This window comes from Guptibacillus sedimenti, assembly GCF_028610665.1.
Lineage (GTDB): Bacteria > Bacillota > Bacilli > Bacillales > Guptibacillaceae > Guptibacillus > Guptibacillus sedimenti.
The window spans coordinates 1067782-1085962 of the sequence record NZ_JAQQWV010000002.1 but is presented as its reverse complement, the minus strand read 5'-3'; the positions used below and the strand labels follow the sequence as shown (position 1 = coordinate 1085962).

Below are 18181 nucleotides of genomic sequence, written 5' to 3'. Positions count from 1 at the left end.
TAAAAAACCTGTTTGTAAAAACAAACAGGTTTTTCTGACGGAACTATTTAGCGAGGCTCTACAATAAGCTTAATTGCGGTACGCTCTTCACCATCAATTAATATATCGGTGAAAGCAGGGATACAAATGAGGTCAACGCCACTAGGTGCTACAAACCCTCTTGCGATGGCTACTGCCTTCACAGCCTGATTTAGTGCACCTGCTCCAATCGCTTGAATCTCGGCATTTCCGCGTTCCCGAAGGACGCCCGCAAGTGCACCAGCTACAGAATTAGGATTGGATTTTGCTGAAACTTTTAATATATCCATTATAGCCCCTCCTTAATTTGATCATCCATTACCACTCTAGACTATATTCCTTGTAAGAAGCTTGTATTCCTGCTGTTTCCGCCATTTTTTCCAAACGTTCTTTAATCATAGAATGGATGGTCGTCGTTAATGGCAATCCGTTCAATCTTGGTGGCCTTACCAGTTTTTGGATCTAGTGTTAAAAAGACCCCACTAAGTTGTTCCCGCCCTTTCGTTACTTCAAACCTCACAGGCATCGTTGTCAGGAACTTATTGATAACAGCTTCTCTCTCCATACCTAGAATACCATCGTAAGGTCCCGTCATCCCTGCATCTGTTAAGTAAGCTGTTCCGCCAGGCAAAATACGCTCATCAGCCGTTTGCACATGAGTGTGCGTTCCAACAACCGCGGTTACTCTTCCATCAAGGTACCAGCCCATCGCTTGTTTTTCACTCGTTGTTTCTGCATGAAAATCAACAAAGATAACCGGTGTCCTTTCTCTCATTTCTTCAATCAGCTCATCCGCTTTACGGAAAGGATCATCCATTGCAGGAAGAAACGTTCGACCTTGCAGGTTAATGACGCCAACTTCAATGCCATTTATGTTTACAATCGTTGATCCATTTCCAGGTGTTCCTTCTGGATAATTTGCAGGTCTGACGAGTTTCGGAGCGCGATCAATAAATTCAAAAATCTCTCGGTTATCCCACGTATGGTTCCCCATTGTAATGACTTGAGCACCTGACTCAAGAAAGCCACGATATATTTTTTCTGTAATGCCGCGCCCACTTGCAGCATTCTCTCCATTTACAATCGTAAAGGTAGGTTTATATTTTTTCTTTAAACGAGGTAAATAGGTTGAAACCATATTGCGTCCAGGAGAACCGACAACGTCTCCAATAAATAAAATCTTCATATGAATGCTCCAATCTCTGTTTTCATTCTTTATCAGTTTATCAAAAGAAAGTATCGTTCGTAAGTTTTTGGTGAAATTAAATAAAGCGATGCGCGCGGCATCGCTTTATTTTGCATACTCAACTGCCCTTGTTTCACGGATGACCGTGACCTTAATGTGCCCAGGGTAGTCCAGTTCATTTTCGATTTTCTTTGTTATCTCTCGTGCAAGACGATACGATGAAACGTCATCGACTAGATCAGGTTTTACCATAATCCGAATTTCTCGACCTGCTTGAATAGCGAATGATTTCTCAACGCCTTCAAACGACTCAGAAATTTCTTCAAGCTTCTCAAGACGACGAATGTACGTCTCAAGCGTTTCACGACGCGCTCCTGGACGTGCAGCTGATAGAGCGTCGGCTGCTGCCACAAGCGTGGAGATTACTGATGTTGCTTCCGTATCACCATGGTGAGATGCGATTGCATTAATAACAACCGGATGCTCTTTATACTTCGTTGCAAGCTCGACGCCAATTTCAACGTGGCTACCTTCAACTTCGTGGTCAATCGCTTTACCGAGATCGTGAAGGAGACCAGCGCGACGTGCAAGCTGTACATCTTCTCCAAGCTCTGCGGCCATTAGACCGGTTAGATAAGCTACTTCCATAGAATGCTTCAAGACATTCTGTCCATAACTTGTACGGAATTTCAATCGGCCCAGAATCTTAATTAGATCTGGGTGGAGTCCATGAACCCCAATTTCAAATGTGGATTGTTCTCCCACTTCGCGAATGTATTCATCCACTTCCCTGCGTGATTTCTCAACCATTTCTTCAATTCGTGCAGGGTGAATTCTTCCATCCTGTACGAGTTTATCCAGGGCATTACGAGCAATTTCTCTTCGAATCGGATCAAAACCGGACAAAATAACTGCCTCAGGTGTATCATCGATAATTAGGTCAATCCCCGTTAGCGTTTCAAGAGTTCGAATGTTTCGGCCTTCACGACCAATAATTCGACCTTTCATCTCATCATTAGGCAGGTTAACAACGGAAACCGTTGTTTCTGCGACATGATCCGCAGCACAGCGCTGAATCGCAAGCGATAGGACTTCTCTCGCTTTCTTATCAGCTTCTTCTTTCGCAAAGTTCTCGCGCTCTTTCACCATCTGCGCTAATTCATGCTCAAGTTCCTGCTCGCTTTCACGGAAGATGATTTGCTTCGCTTCTTCCCTCGTTAAACCGGAAATTCGCTGAAGCTCGTGTTGTTGCTCTTGGAGCAACTCCTCCACTTTGCCTTCCATCTCTTCAATTTGTCGTTGTTTTTTGGTGAGAGAGTCCTCTCTTCTTTCGAGGGAATCCTCTTTTTTGTCAAGAGTCTCACTTTTACGATCAAGGACCTCTTCTTTTTGTACCAAACGATTCTCTTGTTTTTGTAACTCATTTCTGCGTTCACGAATTTCACGCTCAGCTTCAACACGAAGGTTATGATTCTCGTCCTTCGCTTCAAGCATAGCTTCCTTTTTCAAAGCTTCAGCGTCGTTTTTACCCTCTTTGATAATCCGTTGCGCTTCCATTTCTGCACTGGAGATTTTCGCTTCAGCAATCGTTTTGCGAACAAGAAATCCAACAACTGCTCCGACTACTGCAGAGACCAGCATAGTGGAGATGATGATCACTATATCCATCGAACTCACCTCCTCCTGCTATCAACTTGTTGGTTTGCTGTCATGTTAATTCTTAGTACCACTTGCAAGATTTCAATCCAGCACATGTCATCTTTTAAGAGTAAAGTATAATTTTACTAGAAAATTATAATTATACAATTAATATTGTATCTTTCAGCGTAAAGCTTGTCAAGAGAGCACATAGAGGCAAAATCCCTTTAAATATCTCTTTCTAGCTCATTTTTACGCCTTAAACTTCTCGTGATAACTTTGTAATTGAATGGTCATTCACTGCCTGATCATGGAAATCCAGTAAGTTTTATAGTGAGAAGACTAGTAGACAAACACTATGTAGTTAGAGAAAAAGCCGGTCTTAGTGACCGGCTTTTTCAAAGCTTTTATTCTTCGTCAGGAAGAAGCGTTTCTTTACCTGCAGCCGCTTCATCCACTTGCTTATCGGCATCAAGATTGTGATGAGCGCGAATACGCCCTTCAATCTCAGCTTCCATTGCCGGGTTTTCTTTCAAGAATTGTTTTGCATTTTCGCGACCCTGTCCAAGGCGTTCGCCTTCGAATGAGAACCATGCGCCGCTCTTCTGAACGATTTCAAGGTTAGAACCAATATCAAGGATCTCACCCTGCTTGGAAATACCTTCCCCGTACATGATGTCGACTTCTGCCTGTTTAAACGGCGGAGCCACCTTGTTCTTTACAACTTTAATACGCGTTTTGTTACCGACCATGTCATTACCCTGTTTCAGCGTCTCAGCACGACGAACTTCTAATCGAACAGATGAATAGAATTTCAGCGCACGTCCGCCTGGAGTTGTTTCTGGATTTCCGAACATAACCCCAACTTTTTCACGGATCTGGTTAATAAAGACCGCGGTTGTTTTGGATTTATTAATCGCACCAGAAAGCTTACGAAGCGCTTGAGACATTAAACGCGCCTGCAAACCAACGTGTGCATCTCCCATTTCACCTTCGATTTCAGCCTTTGGTACAAGGGCAGCAACGGAGTCAACAACGACCATATCAACTGCTCCACTTCGTACGAGCGCTTCAGCAATTTCTAGGGCTTGTTCTCCTGTGTCAGGTTGAGAAAGCAATAGCTCATCGATGTTAACACCAAGCTTTTCTGCATAAACCGGATCAAGTGCGTGCTCAGCATCGATAAATGCGGCCTGACCGCCATTACGCTGAACTTCTGCAATGGCATGAAGAGCAACGGTTGTTTTACCAGAAGATTCCGGGCCGTAAACTTCGATGACACGGCCTCTAGGATACCCTCCTACACCAAGAGCAATATCAAGAGCCAGTGAACCAGTGGATACCGTAGAGACTCTTTGCTCAGCTTGTTCGCCGAGTTTCATGATTGAACCTTTACCGAATTGTTTTTCTATTTGTCTAAGTGCCATATCTAAGGCAGCTTTACGATCACTCACGAATGAATTCCTCCTCGTTATTAAGCTATCACTATCATATCTCTTTTTAGGTCATTTGCCAATAGAAAACCGAACATTTATTCGTCTTTTTTATTTCAAGAGTCTATTGACTTTTTCTTTCGCTCTATGAATGAAAGATGAAAGAAGAACGACCAGCCCCCTATTGGAGCTGATCGTCACATTTTTTACACTCTGCTTTTTTGTGGTTTTGCAGGTTCTAAGTGGATTGATTTACCATCAACACCACCAGCTCGAAGCGCTTCATAGACGAACGGTGCCACGTCTTCATGCACTTCAAAGAATGAGAATTTCTCAAAGATGTCAATGCGACCTACTGACTCTGTCTCAACACCCGCCATAGCTGAAAGCTCACTTAGCAGTTTTTTAGGATGAAGATCAATGTTACGACCCACATTCAAGAAGAAACGAACCATTCCGTTCTGTCCTCCAGTTTCACCGAAGTTATATTCAGAAGGCGTGGTGTTTTGCTTCTCTTGTATGGCATTTTCAAGGAATGCTTGAACAAGATCTTCAGCGTTGTATTTTGCAAGTAGAAGATCAGCCGTTTCTCGAGCCGTTGAATCAGTTTTCTGTTTTTTCAGCTGCTTTTCAACAGATTTAACGATGTTATCAAGATCTACCGTCTCATCTTGGAGAGGCTCAGCTGAAAGGTTTAACTTGATCTTTGATTCAATTGACTGAAGGAAGCGCATATCCTTTGGCGTTACAAGCGTTAGCGCAATCCCTTTGTTTCCAGCGCGACCCGTGCGTCCAATACGATGGACATAGCGTTCCGGATCCTCAGGGATATCATAGTTAATGACGTGGCTTACGTGCGCCACATCAATGCCCCTTGCAGCGATATCTGTCGCGACAAGGAAGTTCACTTGTGATCGTCTAAAGAGATTCATGACTTTAGATCGCTGTTGCTGTGTCAGGTCACCATGAAGCTCTTCTGCTCGGTACCCACGCTTTTTCAATGATTCCGTAACTTGCGCAGCTCCTTTTTTCGTCTTAGTGAAAATAATACCAAGGCGGATATCTTCGCTTTCAATCACGCGACAGAGCGTATCAAATTTATCACTTTCGAACGTGCGGTAATACACTTGCTCCACTGTATCAGCGGTGACATCACCTTTAGAAACGGAAATGGTAATCGGATCTTTTAAATACTTACTTGAAAGCTTACGGATTGGTGCAGGAATAGTAGCGGAAAATAAAAGCGACTGACGCTTAACAGGAAGCTGCTTAAAAATCAGTTCAATATCGTCAATAAAGCCCATATCAAGCATTTCATCTGCTTCATCAAGAATCGCTGTATGAATATTATCCGTGCGAAGCGTCTTACGCTTCAGATGATCAAGCATGCGTCCCGGTGTTCCAACCACAATGTTAACGCCTCTTTTTAAAGCGCGAATTTGATGATAGATTGGTTCTCCACCATATACTGCGAGAACATTTAAGCCTTTGTATTTTGAAAGCTTCTGCAGTTCAATCGCTACCTGCATCGCAAGCTCACGTGTTGGTGTTAAGATGATCGCTTCAGGACCACCAATTTTCTTTACTTTCTCAATCACAGGTATACCAAAAGCGGCTGTTTTCCCTGTACCCGTCTGTGCCTGACCAATCATATCTCTTCCTTCTAAAATTGGTTCAAGAGCTTTTTCCTGGATGGGAGTGGCTTCTTTAAAGCCAAGCTCGAGCACAGCTTTTTTCACTTCGTTTGATAGTGCAAAGTCTTCAAAATTCTTCATAACTTAGGACATTCACCTTTCTAACTTCAATAATGTATTAAATCCATGTTTCACAGTACGTTTGCGAATCGCATTGCGGTTCCCAGCAAGATTCAGGGCAACCACTTTTTCACCAGATGGTGCGGCCACGCCGATATAAACGGTGCCAGCGTCTTTCCCTTCACTAGGATCAGGGCCTGCAACCCCTGTAAAACTGATGCCGACGTCTGTTTTATATTTCGCTTTTACACTTCTAGCGAGTTCAATCGCACATTCTTCACTTACGGCACCGTATGCTTCCAGTGTCTCTTTTGATACGCCGATCTCTCGCTTTACTTCGTTAGAGTAACACACAACCCCACCGTAGAAAAGTGATGATATTCCAGGGAGATCTGTTAACTCCTGACTAAACATCCCGCCTGTTAAACTCTCTGCTGTTGAAATCGACCAGTTCCGATCCTTTAGCATTGAAAAGACTTCTTTTGGAAGTGATGTCTCTCCATACCCATACAAAAAAGTTCCAACGCGTGCATGAATTTTCTTTTCTGTTTCATCAATCAACTTGTTTGCTTCTTCTTTTGAGTCAGCTTTTGCGGTTAAACGAAGCGTCACTTCCCACTCTCCTGCAAGCGGCGCAATTGTAGGGTTCGTTTGCTGATCAATTAAGTCTTCAAGTTCTGTTTCAAGCCTCGATTCTCCAATACCAAAAAACCGAAGAACACGTGAGACAATCGTATCTCCCTGCTTCAGCTGGCCAAGTAAATAGGGCTCTGCATAGTTTGTAAACATCGGGTAAAGTTCTTTTGGAGGACCTGGGAAAAGCATGTACGTGTGGTTGTTCTCCGTAAGCGCCATACCGGGAGCCATGCCATTATCATTTCGAAGAACGGCAGCACCTTCTAGAACTAGTGCCTGTTTACGGTTATTTTCCGACATAGGAGCACCTGTTTTGTCATAATAAGCTTGAATCGTTTTCATCGCCTCTTCGTTATAAACAAGCTGTTTGTTAAGAGTTTCTGCGATCGTTTCTTTCGTAAGATCATCTTTTGTCGGACCAAGTCCACCTGTGAAAACGAGTAGGTCTGAGCGCGTTTGAGCGACTTCAATTGCCTGTTTTAAACGCTCATTATTATCGCCAACAACCGTGTGATAGAAAACATTAATTCCAAGATCAGCTAGGCGTTGTGAGATGAACTGTGCGTTCGTGTTTGCGATTTGTCCGAGTAATAACTCTGAACCAATTCCAATGATTTCAGCATTCATTTGTAACCATCCCCTCTATTTGAATCAAGATTCTGATTCAATAGCTCATAATTCTTCCACTACCATTATACAATGGTTTTGCCTTTACGTATAAGAATGCGCACTGAAGAAGCAAAGATACGCTTAAATTTAATTGCCTAATGAGGGCTCAAAAGGGAACAGAATAATCTGTTCCCTAAAGGTGTTAACGTGATTTAAGTAGGACCTCTTTATTCTTAGAGAAGTAATCCCATCCCGAATAGACGGTAATAATGAGCGCTGCCCACAGGGAAATCGTTGCAAAAGGAAAGCCAATGGCTTCAAATGGAACATTCTCAATCAATAGCATAATGATCGCGATGATTTGAATCCAAGTTTTCAATTTCCCAAGGTTGCTTGCTGCAAGTACTTCTCCTTCAGAAGAAGCAACTAATCTTAGCCCTGTAACTGCAAATTCACGGCTAAGAATAACCACAACAATCCAAGCAGGCGCAGCCCCGAGCTCAACGAGTGAAACAAACGCTGAAGTAACGAGTAATTTATCGGCAAGCGGATCGAGGAATTTCCCAAGATTCGTAACCAGGTTATGTTTTCTAGCTATGTAACCGTCAATCCAATCGGTTACCGATGCGAAAATAAAAATCGCTGTTGCAATTAATTGGGAATTCAATAAGACGGTGCCTGCAATTTCAGTTTCACCAAGCGGCAGTGGCGCGAGGAGAAAAATTAGAAAAACAGGAATTAAAAAAATGCGTGAAACGGTAATTTTATTAGGCAAATTCACGTGTCTTCCTCCTAAATGTTATGTAACCTATTAATCGTGCGCTGATCGTCACAACCCCACTAAATCGTATTCTATTCTATCACTGTTTCCTTCATGCAGAAAGGAAAACTTCACCATTGAGAATTGAAAGAAAAGAGCCATCTGAAAAGATGACTCTTTGTGGATTTATTCTGCTTTTTCAAAAGTAAAGGTTACATTTTGAACAACTGGTTCTTTAGGGATGTCAATTTTTTCGCCATTCACAAACACTTCAATGCTAGGAGAACTTCCGAGTCGAAGCGTCGCAGAAGACTCTTTTGATAAATCTTGCGTCACGTTTTTCCCTTTAGCAAGACTTTCGTATACATACTTTTTGTCACTCGCTCCTGTTAAAGCTACCCAGCTAGATCCAGATGCTTCTAGCTTTACTTCAAATTTATCTGCGTTTGTGATTTCAAACGTAGAGTTGTCGGTATCACTCTTTACTTTCTTAATTTCCATCTTAGGAGCTTCCTCTTCTTCTGGCTCTTCTTCTTCAGCAGCTTTTTCTTCCTCTGCTTTTTCATCTTCTTTTGATTTTGCCTCTTCTTCAGAAGTTGTTGCTTCGCTAGAAGCATCACCTTCGTTACTTACTTCATCTGAGTCTGGAGCACTGCCGCTGTTTTCATCGCTTGTCACTTGCTCCTCCGCCTGATTCGTCGTTGCGTTCTGATTCGTCTTCTGGTCACCACTCTGAACAACATACCAGATTAACGCTGCGACACCTACAATGAGTAACACGACAAGAACAGATGGAAACACGGAAGACCATTTTGATGATACAGAAGATGACTTACTCGGTGTTGAAGGCCTTCTCATTTTCCTTGGTGGTAAACTTTCAGGAACATCTGCGTTTGCTTTTGGAATTTCAGAAGCGTACTCCTCAAGCAATTCATCTCCGTGAAGGCCAACTGCTTCCGCATAGTTTTTAATGAATGCACGCGTATAAAAATTACCTGGAAGCAGTTCGTAATTTCCTTCTTCAATGGCATGAAGATAGCGTTTTTGAATCTTAGTGATGGACTGAATTTCCTCGAGCGATAATCCCTTATCATTTCGAGCATCCTTCAGACGTTGACCTAGCTCTGTCAATGAAAAACACCTACCAATTAGTTAAAGTCTAAGTTTGAAAATCCAGAAGATCGATTCTCAATTACCTGATATGTAATTTCTTGTTCCGGATCGTCTCGCAATTCAATTATATAATCAAAATCGTTCATCGTATACTCTGTTTCTTGAACAAATATATCAGGATGTTCGACAACCTTTGTTGCCGGTAGTCTCATAATATCACGAAGCACCTGCCAGTGCCGCTCTGAAGCTCTTCTTGCAGATACAATTCCATCAATTAAAAAAATATGATCGCTATTAAATTCATCGTCGGCAATTTGCGTGCGAACCGTTTGTTTTAACATCGTAGAAGATAAAAATACCCATCGTTTGTTTGCACAAACGCTAGAAGCAACAATTGATTCTGTTTTTCCGACTCGCGGCATTCCACGAATTCCAACGAGCTTATGGCCATCCTGCTTAAAGATTTCAGCTAGAAAATCAACGAGCAAACCAAGCTCATCTCGAATAAATCGAAACGTTTTTTTATCGTCCGCATCACGCTGGATATATCTCCCATGTCGTACTGCTAGGCGATCGCGTAACTTTGGTTCTCTCATTTTTGTTACTGTAATGTTATCCATTGTATTTAAAATGGACTCAAGTCGCTCGATTTGCTCAATTTCATCAACGAGGAGAAGCAGGCCTCTTCGCATATCGTCAACACCATTGATCGTAATGATATTAATACCGAGCATCCCTAGTAGGGAAGCGACGTCGCCTAAAAGACCCGGCCTATTTTTATGTATTTCATATTCCAGATACCATTCCTTCTTCTCCATACGCCAACTCCTTTAGCCACAAATTTCCTATGTTCCTTTAATCATAAATGATTTTCATAAAGGTTAAAAGAGATGAATAGGGATTTTGTTTACTTTTCTTACAACTTTTGAACATTTTCATAGAAAAAGAAGGGTGTTGGTCCACCCTTCTTCTCTAGAAGCGACATTTATCTTTCGTTTTGAACAAGCTTAACCATCATATTTGCGATTGCGTGCTGTTCTTCTTGACTTGCTACATGCCATAGGTCGGCAAGAAGCTGTTCTTGCTCATTCTTCGCTTTCACTCCATCAGCAAGGTATCCGCCGATCTGATAAGCAACATCTGAGACAACTTCTTGAGAAAGCCCTTGCTGTTCGCCTTGACTTAAGCGGTCATGCAAGAACCCTTTCCATGATTCAAAATTATCTAGTACAGACATCTATGTCCCTCCTTTATCAAGTCATCACCTATATGTTGTCTCGAAGGAGTGGACATTATGCATCGTTTTTTATTGCCATGCCCCATCAATGGAAATAATTTGACCGCTTATGTAAGAAGCTTGATTCGAATCTAAAAATGAAATCAAAGAAGCTACCTCTTCAGGCGCTCCCGATCGTCCCATCGGAATTTCATTCATTAAATCGTGTTCATCGTCCTCTGTCAGCCGTGCGTTCATCTCCGTCGAAATATAACCTGGTGCTACTGCATTCACCCGAATACCGCTTGGCCCTAATTCCTTCGCTAATCCCTTCACAAAGGCATTTAAACCACCTTTTACAGAAGAATAAACGACTTCACAAGAAGCACCTGTTAAACCGAAGACAGAAGAGACGACAATAATGGACCCTTGTTTTTTTTGCACCATCGAGGAAATGTAGTGCTTCGCAAGTTTAATGGATGATGTGAGGTGGAGTTGAATCATTGCATCAATTTCATCTCCTGCCATATCGGTTAATAAACCAAAGTAGCTATTTCCAGCATTAAGAATAAGCGTGTCAACATCCACAACCTTCTCGGTTAAAACTTCTACGCCATCTTTTTCCGCTAAGTTTGCTTGAACCGGGAAAATATCTGCTTCTGGATTATTTTTTTGTAGATCTTGTATAGAGGCAGCATTCGTATTGTAATGAGCATAAACACGGTTACCGTTTTTTACATAATTCTTTGCTATCGCTCTTCCTATACCCCCACTCGCTCCAGTGATTAATATTTCTTTCATAACTTCTCTTCCTCTCCCGTTAAATCTTTCAATGAAAAAGCACCCGATTGGGTGCTTTTTAACCTTTTGGAACGACTTGACAAACAGTAAATGAATCTTCTGCAAAGTGCCCTTTCATTGCCTCTTCAATGTCTTTTGCCGTAATGGATTCAAGCATTGGGACAACTTCAAATAAATCCATGTCGTTAAAACGATAGCGAGTAAATTGGTTTGCAATAAACTCTGGTGAATTTAACGCTCTTAAGAAACTACCGATTTTTTTCTTACGAATGCGCTCAAGCTGATCGGTATCCACTGATTCATTTTTAAATGATTGAATCATCTCATATAATCGGTTCGCAAGCTCATCAGGTGAGCTTGTGTTGCTTCCGACGATCGAAAAACCGAACTTCTCTTCTTCAGTAAAATCATATGAAAAACTTTGATCGATGAGCCCTTCATTGTAAAGCTTCTCATAGTTCTCTGAACTCTGACCAAACATTAAATCAAGCGCAAGATTGATGGATAGCTCATGTTTAAGAAGATCCTCGCCCTGGCGTCCTGGATTTGGTTCTTTAAATCCAACAAGGCATTTTGCCACTTGAACAGACATCGGCAACACTTTCTTCTTCTCTGCTACTGTCTTTGGTTCTGAATCAAAGAAACGTTCAATTGGTGGCTGGTCTTTATACGATTTTGCTGCCTGGTTTTTCTCTACAAATGACATAATTTCATTTGGTTCCACAGCACCTACTACAAACAACACCATGTTCGAAGGATGGTAGAACGTTTCATAACACGTATAGAGTGATTCTTTCGTGATTTTGGCGATAGATTCAATTGTTCCAGCAATATCTATTTTAACCGGATGGTGGTGGAACATATTTTCAATGACACCAAAATACGCACGCCAATCAGAATTATCATTATACATTTCAATTTCTTGACCGATAATTCCCTTTTCCTTTTCAACACTCTGGTCGCTAAAGTACGGATCTTGAACAAAGTTCACAAGCGTTTCAAGGTTCTGCATCACGTTCTGAGTTGTTGAAAACAAGTAAGCGGTTCTTGTAAAAGATGTAAATGCATTCGAAGACGCACCCTGCTTACTAAAATCTTGAAATACATCCCGGTCTTCTTTTTCAAACATTTTATGCTCAAGAAAGTGAGCAATGCCATCTGGCACTTGCACATTCTCTGAACCGTTTAAAGGAACAAAGTGATTGTCTACTGAACCGTATTTGGTTGTAAACGTTGCGTACGTTTTATTAAAACCCTTCTTCGGGAGAACATACACGTCAAGTCCGTTATCCATAGTTTGGTGATATAGCGTTTCCTGCAACTGATTAAATGGAATAGTTTTCATGATTAAGCCTCCTCGCCTTTTAAGAAATAAACGGTATCAAGCTTAACCTTATCCGCAACCGCTAAAATATCTTCTTTAGTCACAGCTTCCACACCATCAAGCCACTCTTCAATTGTACGTAGCTTTTGAGAGACAACACCGTGATAGAGCAGCTCGACCATTCCTTTTGCGTCATCGACTGTCTCAAGGAGCTGATTGCGAATCATGGTTTTTGTTTGCTTCATTTCTTCCTCGTTGAAGTCGCCTTCTCTCATAGCCGTAAGCTGCTCTTTAATAATATCCACAGTCTTTTTAAAGTTTTTAAACTCAATGCCAGACATCACAATGATTAAGCCTTTATGACTTTCATAGCGGGATGCGGCGTAATAAGCAAGGCTCTCTTTTTCCCGTACGTTCCGAAAAAGCTTGGAGTGTGAGAAGCCTCCAAACATGCCATTAAATACTTGAAGGGCGAAGTATTCATCATCCGCATAGCCAACGCCAGAGCGAAAGCCCATATGAAGCTTCCCTTGCTTGATTTCCTGTGTTTCAAGAATCTCTTTTTCTTCTACATCAAGAGATGCTTTTTCAGTTGTTTCGGACTTTCGATCGCTACGTTCTTGAAACGGGAAAAGCTCCTTTACAACTTCTTCAGCATTAACGCCTTCTAAGTCACCAACTAAATAAAGGTCAATTTCATCTTCTGCACAAACTTTTTTATAGTAATCATAAAGAGACTGCGCTGTCACGCCATCCACTTCTTCTTTTTCTCCGTAAATATGCAATCCAAAAGCCTCATTCGGGAACATTTCTTGCGTTAGTCTCATGTTTGAATAGCGCATTTTATCATCATAAATCGATTGAATACGCTGTTTCATCGTCCGCTTTTCTTTATCAACAATGGAAGAATCGAAGCCAGATCCATCCGTCTTCGGATTCATGATCACCTCTGAAAGTAAAGAAAGGGCTTTCTTAAACAAAGGCTCATCTTCAGAAAGGAACTTTTCATTCGCGAAGTCCATACGGAACGTCATCACATGAAAATCACCTTTCTTGGCAAGATCCACACCAAGCGTCGCCCCATAGAGCTTCTCAAGCTCTGTACGAACCGCTTTCGAAGAAGAATAGTTTTCCGTACCGCTTTGCAACACATAAGGCAAAAGAGCCCTTTCCGTCACGGTCTCCTTCGTCAAACGCGCTTTAAATTGAACCACAACTGTCGTTGTTTTATATTTATCCGTCTGGATCCTATGTAGCGTCAAACCGCCGCACGAGGTTTTCTCATGAGGGATAATCGCCATTGACCTCACTCCTTTTTTAAATCCATTACCTACCATTAGAGGAAAGTAAAACTTACCCCCTTTATACCATAGTATGTGTAATAGTGTAAGCAATTAGTACTTTTTAAAAGAAAAGCGGAAGTGGGCGGTTAGACACGGTAGGCACTGGAGCCCTATAAATTGAACACGGTCTTTGTGTTCGAGTTATAGGGTGAAGTGACCGAGTGTCTGCCCACTGCAGCTGGATCAAGAGTAGCGGAAGTGGGCGGTTAGGGTCGACAAGCGCTGGAGCCTTATCAAAAGAACACGGTCTTTGTGTTCATTTGATAAGGTGAAGCGATCGAGACCCTGCCCACTGCAGCTGGATCTCATGAAAAGCGGAGACGAGCGTTTAGAAACGGAGATATTGGAGCTCTTGAACTAGAACACGCTTTTTGTGTTCTGGTGAAAGAGCGAAATATCGTAGTTTCTGCGAGTCGCAGCTGGATCTCATGAAAAGCGGAGCGGGCCTGTTTAAATCCGTAGGATGTTGGAACCCATGAGAGTGAGACGCTTTTTGTCTCATTCGATTGGGTGAAACAGCCGGAGGATTTGGCCCGCGCAGCTGGATCACGAAAAGCAGAAGCCTCCGTTTAGACCCGACAGGCACTGGAGCCCTATAAATTGAACACGGTCTTTATACTCTTGATCCCTCTCCTTCTTTCACCACAAAACACTACCCAAAAACAAAAGCCCTCCGTTTTCACGAAGAGCTTTTCTCTAAACGTTATCGCTTCCCTTTTTCATACGGCTGACCAATGGCTTTTGGCGCATCCGCTCGTCCAACAAGTCCTGCAAGAGCAAGAATCGTTAACACGTAAGGGGAAATAAGAAGATAAACTTCTGGAATTTCTTTTAATCCCGGAATTTGTTGGCCGGTTATACTTAGCGATTGAGCAAGACCAAAGAATAACGCTGCTCCCATCGCACCAAGCGGATGCCATTTACCAAAGATCATCGCAGCTAGTGCCATAAAGCCCTGTCCAGAAATCGTTGCATGGCTGAAGTTCCCTGCGATCGACGTCGCGTAAACCGCACCCCCGAGACCGGCAAATCCACCACTTAGCATAACCGCTACATAGCGCATTTTCGTCACATTAATCCCCATCGTATCTGCCGCCATAGGATGCTCTCCTACCGAACGGAGTCGTAATCCGAATGGGGTTTTATAGAGAACCCACCATACGAGGAAGGCGAGCGCCACCGCAATGTAGGATGTATAATACGCGCTTGAAAAAAACAAAGGTCCAATAAACGGGATATCGCTTAAAAATGGAACATCCGTTTTATAAATACGTTCTTGAATAATCGGCGTTTGCCCCGCATCAAAGATTTTCTTCACAAGGAAGATGGCAAGTCCAGCCGCAAGGAAGTTAAGGGCCACGCCACTAACAACCTGATCAGCTCGAAACGAAATACTCGCCACTGCATGAAGCAAAGAGAACAGCATGCCGATAATGATCGCAACAACTAGTGAAAACCAGGGAGAAGCGGCCCCCATTCCCCACTGCTCGCCAAGGATTGTGAACAGCGCGCCTGTGAAAGCACCCATTAACATTAACCCTTCAAGTCCGATGTTTACAACGCCTGACCTTTCACTGAATACTCCTCCAAGAGCCGTGAAAATCAGGGGAGCTGCTGAAAAGATAGCGGCAGGAATAATGAGCTGAAGAATCTGCATGAAATCCATTAAATTTTCCCCCTTTTGCTCACCCTGTTGCTGATCCAGTGAATCAAGTAACTGGATGCGACAAAGAAAATAATCATCGCAATGACGATTTCAACAAGCTGTGTTGGCACCTGTGCAACTGACTGCATATTAAGCGCACCAATTTTAAGCCCACCAAACAGTGCTGAAGCAAGGACAACACCAAGCGCCCCATTTGCACCTAAAAGCGCAACTGCGATTCCGTCAAATCCAACACCAGTAAAGTCAGCCATTACGGTCATATAACCGTATGTTCCAAGCCCTTCCATCGCTCCTGCTGCTCCAGCAAATGCACCCGAAATGACCATGGAAAGAACGATGTTTCGTTGCACATTAATACCAGCATATTCTGAGGCATATTTGTTAAATCCAACAGAGCGAAGTTCATACCCAGTCGTCGTTTTCCATAGAAGGAACCACATAATAATCGCTCCAATAATCGCCACAACAAAACCGTAGTGAAGACGTGAGAAATCAGTAATGGTTTCTAAGAACGGCGATTGAAGCGATGCTGAAGCATTAATTTGATCCGTACGCTCACCAGGAGCGAGTAAATACGTCCGAATAATCGCGTTAACGACATGAAGAGCAACGTAGTTCATCATAATCGTTGTAATAACCTCATGAACTTGATACTTTGCTTTCAAGAATCCAGGTACAAAGGCCCAAATCGCTCCAGCCAATGCTGCTGCAAGAATTGCAAGAGGAATATGAACTACAGGACTTAACCCTTCAAATTGAAGCCCGATATAAACAGATGCTAGCCAGCCGACAAGCAGCTGCCCTTCTACTCCAATATTAAAAAGCCCTGTCCGGAAAGCAAAAGCCACGGCTAACCCCGACAAAATGAGCGGAGTCATCTGCCGAACAGTTTCACCTAACACATACGTGTTTGAAAAAATCCCGTTAAACAGTGCTGCATACGCCACAACGGGATTGTAGCCACTCACAAGCATGATGATCCCACCGACGAGTAATCCAAGAGCTACCGAAAGCAACGGTACAGTAATGCTGGCCCATTTCCCTTTTAATAACTTCATGTTGTCTCACCTGCCTTTTTGCGCTTTGCGCCAGCCATTAAGAGACCAAGCTCTTGCTCTGTCGTTTCTTCCGGCTTTACAATGGCAACAATTTTCCCTTCATAAATCACGGCGATGCGATCACTTACATTCATAATCTCTTCCAGTTCAAAGGAAATCAGTAGAACCGCTTTTCCTTTGTCACGCTCTTCAACTAGTTTCGAGTGAATGAATTCAATTGCACCAACATCAAGCCCGCGCGTTGGTTGCGCTGCAATCAATAGATTCGGACTCCGATCGATTTCTCGCGCAATAATCGCCTTCTGCTGATTACCACCAGAAAGGGCCCTTGCAGGTGTCATCTCACTTGGGGTACGCACATCATACTCTTTAATTAACGATTTTGCTTTATCCATAATCGTAGAAAAGTTTAAAATGCCGTTTCTTGAGAAAGGTCTTTTATAATAGGTCTGAAGAACCATATTTTCGCCAATCGAAAAATCTAAAACAAGCCCGTGCTTATGCCTGTCCTGAGGAATATGTCCTATACCGCTTTCAGTGACACGTCGCGGTTTCCAGTTTGTTACGTCTTTTCCATTCAGTTTAATGCTCCCTGACTTCGCTTTACGTAACCCTGTAATAGCCTCAATTAACTCAGATTGTCCGTTTCCATCGACACCTGCTATACCAACAATCTCACCTGCACGCACCGATAAGTTCATACCGTTCACAGCAGAAACTTTTCGCGCATCTTCTACAACTAGACTACTAATTTCTAGCGTTTCATTAGAAGGCTCTGAAGTCTTTTTCTGAATTGAAAAGTTCACTTCACGACCGACCATCATGGATGCTAGTTCATCCTGATTCGTGTCCGCAACATCCACTGTTCCGATACCTACACCTCGACGAATAACGGTACATCGATCGCTTACTTCCATAATTTCTTTTAATTTATGAGTGATCAGAATAATTGATTTTCCTTCTGAAATCAGCTTTTTCATGATCGCAATAAGCTCTTTGATTTCCTGTGGAGTTAGTACAGCAGTTGGTTCATCAAAAATCAAAATATCTGCACCACGATATAGCGTTTTTAAAATTTCCACACGCTGCTGCATCCCTACGGAGATATCTTCAATTTTTGCATTCGGATCTACCGACAAGCCATATTGCTTCGATATTGCCTCAACATCTTTTGCGGCTTTCTTAACGTCAACCTGACCTTTAGCAGTCGGTTCATTCCCTAAGATAATGTTCTCAGTAACTGTGAATTTTTCAACAAGCATAAAGTGCTGGTGAACCATCCCAATCCCAAGCTCATTTGCCACATTGGGATCTGTGATATTTACCTTTTTACCTCGAACGTGGATTTCACCTTTTTCAGGTTGATAGAGACCAAATAGCACGTTCATTAAAGTTGATTTCCCAGCGCCGTTTTCTCCAAGAAGGGCATGGATTTCTCCTTTTCTTAGCTGAAGCGTAATATTGTCGTTTGCAACAATACCAGGAAATTCTTTACGGATATTCCTCATTTCAATGACGTATTCCATGTAGATGCCACTCCCTTATCCAAAACATGAAACAAAGGCTAGTCTATGAAAATACTAGCCTTCGTCCCATATTTGGCTATAATGTAGGTGAGATTTCCAG

Annotated in this window: 16 protein-coding genes; all 16 read right to left on the bottom strand. The window is 42.5% G+C overall.

Annotated elements, in window-relative coordinates:
• Window positions 1-47: 47 nt before the first annotated feature.
• The 16 genes from spoVS to PQ578_RS13880 all read right to left on the bottom strand — a co-directional run bounded on the left by spoVS (window position 48) and on the right by PQ578_RS13880 (window position 18081).
• Window positions 48-308: a stage V sporulation protein SpoVS gene (gene spoVS, locus PQ578_RS13955; protein WP_044391806.1), complete on the bottom strand. Its 261-nt coding sequence runs from the start codon at window positions 306-308 to the stop codon at window positions 48-50.
• 101 nt (window positions 309-409) lie between these two features.
• Window positions 410-1204 (bottom strand): TIGR00282 family metallophosphoesterase, encoded by a 795-nt coding sequence (locus tag PQ578_RS13950; protein ID WP_098443420.1) that lies wholly within the window; start codon window positions 1202-1204, stop codon window positions 410-412.
• 105 nt (window positions 1205-1309) lie between these two features.
• A complete protein-coding gene (gene rny / locus PQ578_RS13945) occupies window positions 1310-2872 on the bottom strand; it encodes a ribonuclease Y (RefSeq protein ID WP_098443419.1) in 1563 nt (520 codons plus the stop codon).
• A 377-nt stretch (window positions 2873-3249) separates the two neighbouring features.
• On the bottom strand, window positions 3250-4296 hold the full coding sequence (gene recA / locus PQ578_RS13940) for a recombinase RecA (protein WP_098443418.1): 1047 nt from the start codon (window positions 4294-4296) through the stop codon (window positions 3250-3252).
• 185 nt (window positions 4297-4481) lie between these two features.
• A complete protein-coding gene (locus tag PQ578_RS13935; RefSeq protein ID WP_098443417.1) occupies window positions 4482-6050 on the bottom strand; it encodes a DEAD/DEAH box helicase in 1569 nt (522 codons plus the stop codon).
• A 12-nt stretch (window positions 6051-6062) separates the two neighbouring features.
• Window positions 6063-7292, bottom strand: coding sequence for a competence/damage-inducible protein A (locus PQ578_RS13930; protein ID WP_273834868.1), 1230 nt, complete (start codon window positions 7290-7292; stop codon window positions 6063-6065).
• A 184-nt stretch (window positions 7293-7476) separates the two neighbouring features.
• On the bottom strand, window positions 7477-8055 hold the full coding sequence (gene pgsA / locus PQ578_RS13925; RefSeq protein ID WP_098443415.1) for a CDP-diacylglycerol--glycerol-3-phosphate 3-phosphatidyltransferase: 579 nt from the start codon (window positions 8053-8055) through the stop codon (window positions 7477-7479).
• Window positions 8056-8220: 165 nt separating this feature from the next.
• Window positions 8221-9165, bottom strand: a complete 945-nt coding sequence (locus PQ578_RS13920) for a helix-turn-helix domain-containing protein (RefSeq protein ID WP_273834867.1) — start codon at window positions 9163-9165, stop codon at window positions 8221-8223.
• Between the two features lie 17 nt (window positions 9166-9182).
• On the bottom strand, window positions 9183-9965 hold the full coding sequence (locus tag PQ578_RS13915; protein WP_098443413.1) for a YmfK family protein: 783 nt from the start codon (window positions 9963-9965) through the stop codon (window positions 9183-9185).
• A gap of 167 nt (window positions 9966-10132) precedes the next feature.
• Window positions 10133-10384 carry a DUF3243 domain-containing protein gene (locus PQ578_RS13910; RefSeq protein ID WP_098443412.1) on the bottom strand — a complete coding sequence of 84 codons (252 nt, stop codon included), beginning with the start codon at window positions 10382-10384 and terminating at the stop codon, window positions 10133-10135.
• A gap of 69 nt (window positions 10385-10453) precedes the next feature.
• A complete protein-coding gene (gene ymfI, locus PQ578_RS13905; RefSeq protein WP_273834866.1) occupies window positions 10454-11164 on the bottom strand; it encodes an elongation factor P 5-aminopentanone reductase in 711 nt (236 codons plus the stop codon).
• A gap of 58 nt (window positions 11165-11222) precedes the next feature.
• On the bottom strand, window positions 11223-12509 hold the full coding sequence (gene yfmH, locus PQ578_RS13900; RefSeq protein ID WP_160919329.1) for an EF-P 5-aminopentanol modification-associated protein YfmH: 1287 nt from the start codon (window positions 12507-12509) through the stop codon (window positions 11223-11225).
• Between the two features lie 2 nt (window positions 12510-12511).
• Window positions 12512-13789, bottom strand: a complete 1278-nt coding sequence (gene yfmF / locus PQ578_RS13895; protein WP_159782391.1) for an EF-P 5-aminopentanol modification-associated protein YfmF — start codon at window positions 13787-13789, stop codon at window positions 12512-12514.
• Window positions 13790-14534: 745 nt separating this feature from the next.
• On the bottom strand, window positions 14535-15497 hold the full coding sequence (locus PQ578_RS13890) for an ABC transporter permease (RefSeq protein WP_098443408.1): 963 nt from the start codon (window positions 15495-15497) through the stop codon (window positions 14535-14537).
• Entirely contained in the window at window positions 15497-16555 is a 1059-nt protein-coding gene (locus tag PQ578_RS13885; protein WP_273834865.1) for an ABC transporter permease, read from the bottom strand. Before PQ578_RS13885 ends, PQ578_RS13890 begins: the two co-directional genes overlap by 1 nt.
• On the bottom strand, window positions 16552-18081 hold the full coding sequence (locus tag PQ578_RS13880; protein WP_273834864.1) for an ABC transporter ATP-binding protein: 1530 nt from the start codon (window positions 18079-18081) through the stop codon (window positions 16552-16554). Before PQ578_RS13880 ends, PQ578_RS13885 begins: the two co-directional genes overlap by 4 nt.
• Window positions 18082-18181 lie beyond the last annotated feature (100 nt).